This is a genomic window from Binatus sp. (SeqCode), assembly GCF_050013435.1.
Taxonomy (GTDB): Bacteria; Desulfobacterota; Binatia; order Binatales; family Binataceae; genus Binatus.
Map to the genome: position 1 here is coordinate 1 of NZ_JBEKFG010000041.1, position 12,683 is coordinate 12,683.

Sequence of the window (12,683 nt, forward strand, 5' to 3'; positions counted from 1 at the left end):
CTTGAGGTCGGGCGGTTTGGGGATCTCGACGTCGCGACGCACCGATGAAGTGCGTGGCGCCGCGTCCGCGCTCGCATCGACGACCTTGGGCGCGGTCTCGAGCATCTTCCTGGACTGCTCGGCAAGCACGCGCTTGAGCGATTCGCGCCGTTCGAAGTCCATGATCTGATTGGCGAGGTCGAGCCCGTTCATCGCGTCGTTGGCGTACGCGACCAGGCCTCCATACTCAGGCGCGATTTTCATCCGCGTGAATCGGTTCGACAGCGCGGCGCCGCCGACCAGGATCGGACAATCGATTCCCGCAGTCTTCAAGTCCTGCGCCGTCGCGACCATCATCTGCGCCGACTTCACCAGCAAGCCCGACAGACCGATCGCGTCCGGCGCATGCTCGCGGAAGGCCTTGATCAGTTCCTCGGGCGGCACCTTGATGCCGAGGTTGACGACCCGGTAGCCGTTGTTGCCGAGAATGATCTCGACCAGGTTCTTGCCGATATCGTGGACGTCGCCCTTTACCGTCGCGAGAATGATCTTGCCCTTGGCCGCGCTTTCGGACTTCTGCATGTGCGGTTCGAGGTGCGCGACAGCGGCCTTCATCGCCTCGGCCGATTGCAGGACTTCGGCGACAATCATCTGGTTGGCGTTGAACAGCCGTCCAACCTCGTCCATGCCCTTCATCAACGGGCCGTTGATGATTTCGAGCGGTCCGCGGGCAGCCAGCGCCTCGTCGAGGTCCTCGGCCAGGCCGTCCCTGGAACCTTCGAGAATGTAGCGGGCCAGGCGATCGTCGAGCGGCATCGACTTGCGATCCTCGGCCGTGACGGTGCTTTTGCGCGCGCGGAAATAGGCGGCAAATGCCGCGATCGGATCGTCGCCGCGCCACCAGATCAAATCCTCGGCGAGGTTGCGCTCCTCTTCGGGAATCGACGGATAGCGATGAAGTTTTTCGGAGTTGACGATCGCGAGGTCGAGGCCCGCCTGCACGCAATGATAGAGCATCACGGCGTTGAGCACTTCGCGGCCCGCCTCCGGAAGTCCAAACGAGACGTTCGAGATGCCGAGGATCGTCTTGCAGTGCGGAAGCCGCTGCTTGATCAGCGCAATGCCTTCGATCGTCTCGACGCCGGAGCCGATATAATTTTTGTCGCCGGTGCCGACCGGGAAAACCAGCGGATCGAAGATGATATCTTCGGGCTCGACGCCGTATTTTTCGGTGAGCAGCTTGAAGGATCGCTCCGCCACCTGCAGCTTGCGCGCGCGGGTAACGGCTTGCGCCTGCTGCTTGTCGTCGTCGATGCATCCGACCACCAGCGCGGCGCCGAAGCGGCGCGCCAGCGGCACGACCTTCTTGAAGCGATCCTCGCCGTCTTCGAGATTGATCGAATTGATCAGCGACTTGCCCGGCGTGCGCTTGAGCGACTCTTCGATCACGCGATGATCGGTCGAATCGATCATCAGGGGCACTTTTACTTTTTTGACTTCGATTTCGAGAAAGCGTGTGACATCCGCCATCTCGTCGCGATCGGGATCCTGCAGGCATACGTCGAGGATGTGCGCGCCGCGGCGCACCTGCACGCGCCCCACTTCGGAAGCTTCCTCGAACTTGCCGTCGGCGACGAGCCGCTTGAACTTGCGGCTGCCGAGCACGTTGGTCCGCTCGCCGACGATCACCGGCCGCGTGTCGTTGTCGATGACCAGAGTCTCGATTCCGGAAACCACCGAGCGCCTGACGGTCGAGCGCGGTCGCGGACGCTTGCCCGCCACCGCTTGAACCAGCAGCCGGATATGTTCCGGCGTCGTGCCGCAGCATCCGCCGACCAGATTGACCCATCCATTTTCGGCAAAGCGCGCGATTTTCCCGGCGAGCATCGCGGGCGTCTCGTTGTAATGCCCTTCTTCGTCGGGCAATCCCGCGTTGGGCACGCACGCGACGAAGAACTTCGAAATGCCCGAGAGCGTGCGCAGATGATCGGTCATGAAGTCGGGACCGGTGGCGCAGTTGAGGCCCATCCAGAGCAGGTCGCGATGCGCGAGCGAGGTGTAGAAGGCCTCGATGTCCTGCCCGCTGAGCAGCGTGCCCATCGTCTCGATCGTTCCCGACACGGCGACCGCGGGCGCGACGCCGAGCTTTTCGATCGCAGCCTCGATGCCGACCAGGCCGGCCTTGCAGTTGAGCGTGTCGTTGACGGTTTCCAGCAGCAGGATGTCGGCGCCGCCCTCGATCAAGCCTTCGGCCTGCAGCTGGTAACCGTCGCGCATCTGATCGAACGTGACGCCGCCGGTGACCGAGATGCTCTTGGTCGTCGGACCCATCGAACCCGCCACGAAGCGCGGCTTGTCGGCGGTGCTGAAGCGTGCGGCTTGCTCGCGAGCGAGAGTCGCAGCGAGGCGGTTGAGCTCGTGCACGTCGTGTTCGAGACCGTATTCGGCGAGCACGATGGGGCTCGCCTGGAAACTCGCGGTCTCGATTATGTCGGCGCCCACTTCGAGAAACCCGTCGTGCATCCGGCGAATCAGCTCCGGGCGGGTGCGGACGACGTTCTCGTTGCAGCCTTCGTATCGAGCGCCGCCGTAGTCTGTGGCGCTCAGATTCTCGCCGAGCACGAAGGTGCCGAATGCGCCGTCCAGAACGAGGATTCGTTCGGCGAGCAACTCGTTCAGGAGCTTGATCCGGTGCGCATCGGTGGTCATTGTTGGATGCCCGCTTAAGATGCGGGCGGTAACCAACTAAGTTATCCTAGCGATGCAAACCACGCAATTTTGCCCGATGCGCGGGCGTTCGGCGAGCAGGCCTCAAACCACTTCCACCAGATGAGTACGAAATTGCAATCGCAAGCGCCGGGACGCCTGGTGCTGGTCACCGGCGGCGCCGGCTTTATCGGATCGCATCTGGTGGACGCGCTCGTCGCCGCGGGAATGCGAGTGCGAGCGATCGACAACTTCGCCACCGGCCGGCGCGACTATGTGAACCGCGCGGCCGAGTTCGTCGAAGCGGATATCCGCGACGCGGCGTCGATCGGCGAAGCCTTCGACGGCGTCGATACGGTGTTCCACGTCGCCGCGCTGCCGCGCATTCCGCTTTCGATCGCGAAGCCGGTCGAAACGCATATGACCAACGTGGTCGGGACGCTGAACGTGCTGATCGCGGCGCGTGATCGGAAAGTCCGGCGGGTGGTGTACTCGGGATCGTCGTCGGTGTACGGCGAGCAGGCGAAGATGCCGCTGGTCGAGACGATGACGCCGAATCCGCTCAATCCGTACGCGCTGCAGAAGTATGTCGGCGAGCAGTACGCGCGGATGTTTCATCGGTTGTTCGGGATGCAAACGATTACGCTTCGCTACTTCGGCGTGTACGGTCCGCGAATGCCTGACGAGGGATCCTACGTGCTGGCAATCGCTGCGTTCCTGAAGGCGCGGCGCGAGGGGCGCCCGCTTGAAATTCACGGCGACGGCGAACAGACGCGGGATTTTACGCACGTCAGCGACGTGGTGTCCGCGAACATCCTGGCGATGGACTGCGAACTTGCCGACGGGCGGGCGATAAACATCGGACGCGGCGAGAACGTCAGCGTGAACCGGATTGCGGCGATGATCGGTGGACCGACAGTCCACCGCGAAGCGCGCGCCGGCGACATGCGCGATACGCTCGCGGATCGCACCCAAGCCGAGCGGGTGCTCGGATGGCGTCCGCGCGTGTCGATCGAGGACGGGATCGCGGATTTGCTGAAGTGAAAATACATAGCGCCGATCGGAAATCCGACCGGCGCTGTGCGCACGGCGCGATTCAATGGCGCGCGCTCAGTCGAACATCAGCACCGTGCGCGCGACTTCTCCGGCCTTCATCGCGCGGAACGCCTCGTTGACGTCCTCGAGTTTGCCGCGGCGCGTGATCATGTCGTCGAGGTCGAGCCGCCCCTGCTGATAGAACTCGATGATGCGCGGCATGTCGATGCGGAAGCGGTTCGATCCCATGAAGCATCCCTGGATGCGCTTCTCGAACAGGAACGAGAACCCGTCCACTTCGACTTTCTGCCCGAGCGGAACCATCCCGACAATCGTGGCGACGCCGCCGACGCCGATCGATTCGTAAGCCTGCTCGGCCGCCAGCTTGAGCCCGATCGCTTCGAACGAGTAATCGACGCCGCCGCCAGTGAGCGCGCGAATCTGGCTGACCGCATCGCCCTTTGACGCATCGACGGCGTGAGTCGCGCCGAGCTTTTTGGCGAGTTCGAGCTTGGCGGGGAACTTGTCGACTGCGATGATCATTCGCGCGCCCGCGATTCGCGCACCCTGGATGATGGCGAGGCCGACTCCGCCCGCGCCGAACACGGCGACGGTCGATCCCGGCGCAACTTTCGCGGTGTTAAGCGCGGCGCCGACGCCGGTCATCACGCCGCATCCGATCAGCGCGGCGCGATCGAACGGCACGTCGTTGCCGATCTTCACCAGTGCATTTTCGTGCACCAGCATCTTTTCGGCGTATCCCGACAGGTCGGCGAACTGATTGATCAGTTGGCCCTTCTGCGAGAGGCGCGGCGCTTCGCCGGGGGCGCGTTGGGTGGCCTCCTTGTTCGAGCAGAGATTCGGACGCCCGGACATGCATTCCTCGCAGTAGCCGCAAAAGACCGACAGGCACGCGATCACGTGGTCACCGGGCTTGAGGTACGCGACCTGCGAGCCGACTTTCTCGACGACGCCGGCGGCCTCGTGGCCGAGGATCGCGGGGGTCATCCAAAAGTACAGCCCGTCCACGAAATGAAGATCGCTATGGCACACGCCGCTGGCGACCGTGCGCACGACGACTTCGCGCGCTTTGGGTTCGTCGATATCGACCTGCTCGATGGTGAGTGGCTGACCGGGACCGTGGAAGACAGCAGCTTTCATCTGGATTGCTCCTCTTTTCAGTGAATCCGCGCTAGTTGAACATCAGGACAGTGCGCGCGACCTCGCCGGCCTTCATGGCGCGGAACGCCTCGTTGACGTCCTCGAGCTTGCCGCGGCGGCTGATCATGTCGTCGAGATTGAGGCGGCCCTGCATGTAGAAGTCGATGTAACGGGGCATGTCGATGCGGAATCGGTTCGAGCCCATGTTGGAGCCTTGCAGCTTGCGCTCGGTCAGAAACATGAAGCCGTCCATTTCGACCTTCTGGCCGACGGGAATCATGCCGATCACGGTCGCAGTGCCGCCGGCCTTGATCGCGTTGAACGCCTGCTCGGCGGCTTTCTTGAGTCCGATCGCTTCAAACGAGTAGTCGACGCCGCCGCCAGTCATTTTTCTGATTTCATCGACAGGATCGCTGCTCGACGCGTCAACGGTGTCGGTCGCGCCCATCCGCTTGGCCATCGCGAGCTTGCCCTCGAACATATCGACCGCGATTATTTTGCGCGCGCCCGCGATCCGCGCGCCCTGGATCGCGGCGAGTCCAACGCCGCCCGCGCCGAATACCGCAACCGTCGAGCCGGGTTCGATCTTCGCGGTATTGAGCACCGCGCCGACGCCGGTCATCACGCCGCATCCGATCAACGCCGCGCGATCCAGCGGCAGGTCCTCGCGAATTTTCACCACCGCATTCTCATGCAGCAGCATCTTCTCGCAGTAAGACGAGATGTCCAGGAACTGAAAGACCGGCTTGCCCTTCTGCGAGATGCGCGGCTTGTCCTGAGGGTTGCGCTGCGTGGCGGCCTTGTTCGAGCATCGATTCGGATGCCCCGACATGCACTGCTCGCAGTTGCCGCAGAACACCGACAGGCAGCAGATCACGTGATCGCCGGGCTTCACGTAGGTCACCTGTTTGCCGACTTCTTCGATGATGCCGGCGGCCTCGTGGCCGAGCACCGCGGGCGCAGGGTAGGGATATAAACCGTCAACGAAATGCAGGTCGCTATGGCATACGCCGCTGGCGACGGTCTTGATCAGGACTTCGCGGTCCTGCGGTTTGTCGAGTTCGACGTCCTCGATACTGAGCGGCAAATTGGGCCCGTGAAAAACAGCGGCTTTCATTCTGAGTGCTCCTTGAATGTGGCGATAATCCCGGCTGCACGTGCGGGCAGCGATAGACAAAAAATATCCTGCACCGCGCGCGCGCCGTGGCGATTACCTTACTACCACACTGGCGGCGCATTTCCAGTGCGGGACTTCGCGGCGCCGATGACGGAACTACGGGAACATCGACGGCCGGGAGGTGCCCACGAACGGAACACCCTCGAGCCGGGCGGCAGCTGAGTCCGCGCGCGCATACAGCCGGGCCGTGTGGTCGCTATAGATGAGCCGCCAATCGCGCCGGGAATCCATCAGCTTTACGGCCGGCGAATCCTTCTGGACCAAAACGAAATCATGCGGATACGCCGCGAGCGTATGCGCGCCACCGGCGGTGTTGCCGGCAAGCTCGAGGTAGTCGCGGATCACCGTGGCAGGATAGCCCTCGTCGTAGCGGCTATCGATGAAGACTTTGGTGCCGGGCGCGCCGTGCCAAATGACGTACTGGCCCCATTCAAAAGTAGTCAGCACGTTGCCCGCGAGGCGGTGGCCGTTCATGAAGTTTACGGCATCGACAGGATTGTCGGTTACGTCTATGCCGGGCGACAGAACTCCGCTGGACCGCGCGAACCAGATGGCGACGACCACGATCAGGATTTCAATGACCAAGCGGCCCGCCCGCGGCATCGCACGAGCGCTCACGGCGCGGGGAGCGGTGACCTCGCGCGGCCGCCGCAGGAGACCAAGATGGTTCGCGAGCACAGGCGCAAGCGTAATCGCCGCAATCGGGATGTTGCGGACGGCCGCGAAGGCAGCCGCGAGCATTACGGCGGCGACCGCGACCAGAGGCGCGTCCGCTCGTTTCGGTGTGAGGACAACCGATACAACTGCGGCGGCAAAAAATAAAAACACCAGGACGAAATACTTCTGCTGGATGCTTCCGCCAGGCGCGGTCGTCAGATCAACCATCAGCGGCCGCCAATCCGCAACCTGAATCCGCGTCATCGGGTTCAGGAGCTCGCTGATCAGCGAGTACCAGGTGTCGCGCGCGGGCGGGATCAGAAAGGTGCACAATGTAGATGCGGCAGCGGCGGCGGTGATCGCAATAATGCCCAGGCCGCGACGCGGACCGCGGCGCGCAAGGATGTCGGAGAGGAGCGTAGTTGCTCCATACACGCCCATCGCGACCAGGCCTATAAAAAATCCAGCGTGAAAATTGCTCCAGACCGCGACGATCGGAATCGCAATCCAAAGCCTTGCCGAACCGCGCCAGTTGTGACGGGCAAGCAGCGCGATAATCGCTGACAGCGCGACGAAATCGAATAGCTGCGGCCGGAACTGCATCGCAGGCAGCAGGATCAGCGCCACCACCAGCAGGATTGCCGCCTGCACAATCGCCGGCGCGGCGGTTTCGGATTCAGCGAGAACGATAAAACAGATGGTGGCGGCCACGCACAGGAACTTGAGCAGCTTCAGGCCGAAGGGGCCGAACTTGTCGAACATCGAAGCCATCAGGACTTCGCTCAACCATTCATGCCGCAGCCACGGGAAGCCCGGGGCTGAATACGAATAGGGATTGACGCGCGGCAGCGAGCCGTGAGCGAGAAGCTCGCGGCCCCACAGAACGTGTCCCCAGAGATCGGCGCCACTGTGCTGGAGTGCGTCGGCGATCACAATTGCGAGCAGGACCAGCGCCGGGGAGTAGCGCAGCAGCGAGACGCGAGCGGGACTGGCGGTCACGATGGTATCCCGTTATGCCCGTGGACTATGGGAACATCGACGGCCCGGATGCGCCCGCGATCGGAACACCCTCGAGCCGCGCGGCTGGTGAGTTCGCGCGCGCGTACAGCCGGGCCGTGTCGTCGCTATAGATGAGCCGCCAATCGCGCTGGGAATCCATCAGCTTTACGGCCGGCGAACCTCTCTCGATCAAAACGAAATCATGCGGATACGCCGCCAGCGTATGCGCTCCGCCGGCCACGTTGCTGGCGAACTCAAGGTAGTCCTGCACCACTGCGGGAGGATAGGCCAGGTCGTAGCGGCTGTCGATGAAGACTTTCATGCCGGGCGCGTCATGCCAAATGACGTACTGACCCCATGCGAACTGCGTCAACAGGTTACCCTCGAGCCCGTGATTTTTCATGAACTCGACGGCGCGCACAGGATACCCGGACGCGTCTATTCCCGGCGACAGAACTCCGCTGGACCGCGCGAACCCGATGGCGACGACCGCGATCAGGATTTCAATGACTAGCCGGCCCGCACGCGGCATCGCACGAGCGCTCACAGGGCGGGGGACGGTGACCTCGCGCGGCCGCCGCAGGAGGCCAAGATGGTTCGCGATAACGGGAGCGATCGCAATCGCCGCAATCGGGATGTTGCGGACGGCTGAGAAGGCAGCCGCGAGCATCACGGCGGCGACCGCGACGAGCGGCGCGTCCGCACGTTTCGGTGTGAGAACAACCGATACGACTGCGGCGGCAAAAAATAAAATTGCCAGGACGAAATACTTCTGCTGGATGCTTCCGCCTGGCGCGGTCCTCAGAGCAGCTATCAGCGGTATCCAATCCACAATCGCGTAATGCGTCATCGGGTTCAGGATCGAGTGGATCAGCGTGTGCCAGGTGTCGCGCGCGGGCGGGATCAGAAGCGTGCACAATGTAGATGCGGCAGCGGCGGCGGTAATCGCAATAATGCCCAGGCCGCGACGCGGACCGCGGCGCGCAAGGATGTCGGACAGGAGCGTAGCTGCTCCATACACACCCATCGCGACGAGGCCTATGAAAAATCCACCGTGGAAATTGCTCCAGACCGCGACGATTGGAATCGCAATCCAAAGCCTCGCCGAACCGCGCCAGTTGTGACGGGCGAGCAGCGCGATGATCGCTGACAGCGCGACGAAATCGAATAGCTGCGGCCGGAACTGCATGGCAGGCAGCAGGATCAGCGCCACCACCAGCAGGATTGCCGCCTGCACGAACGCCGGCACAGCGGTTTCGGATTCAGCGAGAACGATAAAGCAGATGGTGCCGGCGGTGCACAGGAACTTGAGCAGCTTGAGGCCCAGCGGTCCGAACTTGTCGAACATCGAAGCCATCAGGACTTCGCTCAACCATTCATGATGCAGCCACGGAAAGCCCGGCGCCGAATACGAATAAGGATTGACGCGCGGCAGCGAGCCATGAGCGAGCAACTCGCGGCCCCACAGAACGTGTCCCCAGAGATCGGGATCGTTGAGCTGGCGTGCGTCCGCGACCACAATTGCGAACAGGACCAGCGCCGGCGAGTAGCGCAACAGCGAGACGCGAGCGGGACCGGCGGCCACCAGGCTCATCGCGATTTCACCGTCGCAGAACCGTTACGCCGCGCAGCCGCGCGACCACATCCGGATATACCTTTCTATATGACCGGGCGGCATCCGGCGCGAGGTTCTGATCGCCCAAAATCAACACCGCAGCCGCTGATGCTGGCGGGCCGTAGCGAACCGCGCGATCGAGTTGATCGGCGGGGAGATAATATCGGAGCACTTCGATCGCATAGGCCGGAACAACGGTCATGACCTCGCCGGGTTTGAGCGCGGAGGAGGCAGCCGCAATTGCTTCGCGATATTGCGCGTCGTGCGGCTTGCGATCGTACGAAACGATATGGCCGGCGGAGAATGCGACTGCGAGCACAAGCGCGCCGATGCGGACGAGATCGCCGGGCAGCTCGAAGATACCCAACGCGACGAGGATGAAAAACGGGACGAAGCACGACAGCGCGTAACGCTCGACGAACACCGGCGCAATCGTGTACGACGCGACAACCATCGCCGCCGGTGGCGCCCACATCCACAGCAGCGCGAAGGCAACGGCGTTGCGTTCGCGGCGCCATCCGCGCACCACACCCCAAACCGCTAGCGCCGCGAGAATCGGGAATGCGAAGCTGCCGGTCGCCTTATTGAACAGCGCGAAGGGCGCGTATAAGGCCGGCGGCTTCCGCCATCCGCCGACGGTCCCCGCCGAGGCCGCGTGCAAAGAAGTAAAAAGCTTCGGCACGAGGATCAATCCGGCAGCCGCAAGCGCAATCGCGATCGCCCATGCGCGCAGTGCCCTGGCATTATCCGGGCGCCATCGGGCGCGCGCTATTACAATCAGCAGCCACAAGCCTTCGGTCGCGGGCACCAGCAATGCGGCGAAGTTCGAGGCGATCGCAATTGCGGTCAGAACCAGGACCGCCGCGTAGTTAGCGAGGCCGCCGACGCGAAGCGCGCGGAGGAACATCGCGACTTGCGCGAGAATCGCCGCGAGCATCAGCGGATACATCCGCGCCTCGCGCGAGTACTTGATCGTGACGAGGTTCACGGCGAAGACCAGCGCGCCAAGTCCGGCAATCATCCCGGCGTCGCCGCCGGCCATCGCCGATTCTCTTTCAGACCCGGGGGCGAACAGTTCGAGGCTGACAAGATAAACCACCAGTATCGACACGACGCCCAGGGCCGCCGACATCGCGCGCATCGCGGCCAGGCTCGATCCGAAAAGCGCGATCCATCCATGCAGCATCAAGTCGTGGATCGGCAGCTCGCCGGGATTGAGCAAGGGTTGGCGGGCGATCACTTCGGCGGCGGTCGGCGCGGAGGCGGCCGCCCATGATGCGCCCTCGTCCGGCGACATCTCGAGCGCGCCGAGATTGGCGAAGCGGATCGCAGCGCCCGCGGCGAGAGCGACAATGAGCAGGATGAGACTTAGCGCACGGGCCGAAACGATCGGGCGGGGTGTCGTTTGATCGTGCGGACGAACGCGTGTTTGATCGCGCTCGGCGGCTTTGGAAGCGGCCGTCAGAGACCCTTCCTTAGCTGCGGCGCCGGACGAAAGCCCACCGTGCGAGCCGCCGGGATGGTCATTGGCGCGTTGGTGCGTGGATTGAAGCCGGCGCGAGCGCGGCGCCGGCGCACGGAAAAGGTGCCGAAGCCGGGCACCCAGAAGCGCTTGTCCTTGCGAATGGAGCGCGCAATTTGTTCGAAGGCTAGGTCCAGGGTAGTGGCGACCAGCTTCTTGGGTTGATCGGTGGACCGGGCGATCGTGTCAATCAATTCCGCTTTGGTCATCGGCAAGGACCTCCACGAATTCCTATAGCCGAAGCGCGCGCGGAGCCATAGCCGCAGGCGGTTCGATTTGATTGCGCTCGATCCACCCGTCGATTGCCGACAGCGCACGCTTACCGATCTCGATTTTCTTCTCACGGCCTCGCGCACGGATCTTCAGATCAGGCATCAGGCCGTAGTTCGCGTTCATCGGCTGGAAGTCGCGCCGCGCGGGATCGGTGATATACGCGACCAGCGATCCGAGCGCGGTCTCGGGCGGTGGAACGATCAATTCGCGATTCATGACCAGGTTCGCGGCGTTGATTCCCGCCAGCAAACCAGCGGCGGCGGATTCGACGTAGCCTTCGACCCCGACCATCTGGCCAGCCAAAAACAAATCGTCGCGCGCCTTGAGCTGGAGCGTGGGGCGGATCAGGCGCGGCGAATCGACAAAGGTGTTGCGATGGATCGAGCCGAGGCGCACGAACTCCGCCTTTTCCAGTGCGGGGATCATTCGCAGCACGCGGAGCTGCTCCGGATAGGTCATCTTGGTCTGGAAGCCGACCATGTTGTACAGGCGGGCGGCGGCGTCGTCCTGGCGCAGTTGCACGACCGCAAACGGCCGGCGCCCGCTGCGTGGCTCTGAGAGCCCGACTGGGCGCATCGGGCCGAACGCGAGCGTCATCGGGCCGCGGCGCGCCATTTCCTCAATCGGCATGCATCCTTCGAAATAAACCGGCTTCTCGAACGGATGCAGCTCGATTTTCTCAGAGGCTACAACCGCCGCGACGAAGGCGTGGTACTGAACATCGGTCATCGGGCAATTGATGTAATCGTCGCCGCCCTTGCCGTAGCGCGAGGCCTTGAACGCCACCGCCATGTCGATCGAATCGGCGGCGACGATAGGCGCGATCGCGTCGTAGAAATACAAGTTGCGCGGACCGATCAGTCGGTTGAGCGCCTCGCCCAGCGCCGGGCTGGTCAGAGGACCGGTGGCGAGAATTGCCAGACCGGCGGGTATCTCCGACGCCTCGGCGCGTGAAATCTCGACCATCGGATGATCCTCGAGGGCCGCGGTGATGGCGCGCGAGAAATCATTGCGATCGACGGCGAGCGCGGAACCCGCCGGCACCCGCGCGCGATCGGCAGCCGCAATCACGAGCGAGCCAAGCCGGCGCATCTCTTCTTTCAGCACGCCGACGGCGGTCTCCATCGAATCGTTGCGCAGCGAATTCGAGCATACGAGCTCCGCAAAATCCGCAGTCCGATGCGCTTCGGTCATTTTGACCGGCCGCATCTCGACCAGCCGCACCGCGACACCCCGGCGCGCGAGCTGGTAAGCAGCCTCGCTGCCCGCGAGCCCCGCTCCGACAACGGTGACATTGCTTTCACTCATCGGGAATTGCCGGCTGAACACGAGCCTGGATGCGGCGAGCCGCGATCGTGGTGTTTTTCTGAGTCATCGAATGGGGCCGAAAAGAGCGATTTTATACCATTAGTTGTGGTTTTGGGACGGCTGGCCTCTAGGGCTAGCTTTGTTCCGTCAAAAATAATTTCTGCCGGAAGCAGACCTCGCCCGATGTCGAGTGAGCCGGGCGAGTACGGGATATCCTGGCGGTTGACCATAGCGTATGTGTAGCACGCCGA

General features: G+C 63.1%; 9 protein-coding genes. 1 reads left to right on the forward strand and 8 read right to left on the reverse strand.

What is annotated here, in order from left to right:
* A partial coding sequence (locus tag ABSB13_RS09840) for a methionine synthase (RefSeq protein ID WP_428107775.1) occupies nucleotides 1–2,688 on the reverse strand: 2,688 nt, incomplete at its 3' end.
* Nucleotides 2,689–2,808: 120 nt separating this feature from the next.
* Here ABSB13_RS09840 and ABSB13_RS09845 point away from each other — a divergent pair.
* The gene (locus ABSB13_RS09845; protein WP_428107777.1) at nucleotides 2,809–3,729 is read left to right on the forward strand and encodes an NAD-dependent epimerase/dehydratase family protein; all 921 of its coding nucleotides are present in this window, start codon (nucleotides 2,809–2,811) and stop codon (nucleotides 3,727–3,729) included.
* 66 nt (nucleotides 3,730–3,795) lie between these two features.
* On the opposite strand, the gene ABSB13_RS09850 is transcribed toward ABSB13_RS09845, so the two are convergent.
* From ABSB13_RS09850 to trmFO, 7 genes are all read right to left on the reverse strand, one after another.
* Entirely contained in the window at nucleotides 3,796–4,881 is a 1,086-nt protein-coding gene (locus ABSB13_RS09850) for a Zn-dependent alcohol dehydrogenase (protein ID WP_428107779.1), read from the reverse strand.
* A 31-nt stretch (nucleotides 4,882–4,912) separates the two neighbouring features.
* Entirely contained in the window at nucleotides 4,913–5,998 is a 1,086-nt protein-coding gene (locus ABSB13_RS09855; protein ID WP_428107780.1) for a Zn-dependent alcohol dehydrogenase, read from the reverse strand.
* Between the two features lie 156 nt (nucleotides 5,999–6,154).
* Nucleotides 6,155–7,714 (reverse strand): hypothetical protein, encoded by a 1,560-nt coding sequence (locus tag ABSB13_RS09860; RefSeq protein WP_428107782.1) that lies wholly within the window; start codon nucleotides 7,712–7,714, stop codon nucleotides 6,155–6,157.
* A 25-nt stretch (nucleotides 7,715–7,739) separates the two neighbouring features.
* Complete coding sequence (locus ABSB13_RS09865; RefSeq protein ID WP_428107784.1) at nucleotides 7,740–9,308, reverse strand: hypothetical protein; 1,569 nt, start codon at nucleotides 9,306–9,308, stop codon at nucleotides 7,740–7,742.
* 7 nt (nucleotides 9,309–9,315) lie between these two features.
* A complete protein-coding gene (locus tag ABSB13_RS09870) occupies nucleotides 9,316–10,626 on the reverse strand; it encodes a glycosyltransferase family 39 protein (RefSeq protein WP_428107786.1) in 1,311 nt (436 codons plus the stop codon).
* Between the two features lie 164 nt (nucleotides 10,627–10,790).
* Nucleotides 10,791–11,060: an HU family DNA-binding protein gene (locus tag ABSB13_RS09875; protein ID WP_331957993.1), complete on the reverse strand. Its 270-nt coding sequence runs from the start codon at nucleotides 11,058–11,060 to the stop codon at nucleotides 10,791–10,793.
* A 22-nt stretch (nucleotides 11,061–11,082) separates the two neighbouring features.
* Nucleotides 11,083–12,432: a methylenetetrahydrofolate--tRNA-(uracil(54)-C(5))-methyltransferase (FADH(2)-oxidizing) TrmFO gene (trmFO, locus tag ABSB13_RS09880; protein ID WP_428107788.1), complete on the reverse strand. Its 1,350-nt coding sequence runs from the start codon at nucleotides 12,430–12,432 to the stop codon at nucleotides 11,083–11,085.
* Between the last annotated feature and the right edge of the window lie 251 nt (nucleotides 12,433–12,683).